The organism is Clostridium sp. C105KSO13 (genome assembly GCF_001517425.1).
In the GTDB taxonomy this organism is placed as follows: domain Bacteria; phylum Bacillota; class Clostridia; order Lachnospirales; family Lachnospiraceae; genus Muricomes.
Genome location: NZ_FBWL01000023.1, coordinates 1 through 255, shown reverse-complemented (window position 1 = coordinate 255; position 255 = coordinate 1). Strand labels below are relative to the sequence as shown.

The 255-nt window shown below is 46.7% G+C and carries 1 protein-coding gene; it reads left to right on the top strand.

Annotated elements, in window-relative coordinates; all coding sequences use genetic code 11:
• Nucleotides 1-255, top strand: a 255-nt coding sequence (locus BN3456_RS00065; RefSeq protein ID WP_141654462.1) for an IS66 family transposase, incomplete at both ends; no start/stop codon positions are given.

Below are 255 nucleotides of genomic sequence, written 5' to 3'. Positions count from 1 at the left end.
GGCAATCCAGTGTAATAAGGAAATGGGGAAAAAGGCAAGCAGTGAGTCCTATATGTGGGTAATCCGCAGCGGTGCCTGTGAAGACATTCAGGCCGCCTTCTTCCATTACTCTCGCACCAGAAGCGGTGACGTTGCAAAAGACCTATTATGGGGATTTCACGGATATCTGACCACGGATGCATACATAGGGTATGAAAAGGTGGAAGACATCAAAAGAAATCTATGCTGGTCCCATTGTCGGCGTTACTATATAGA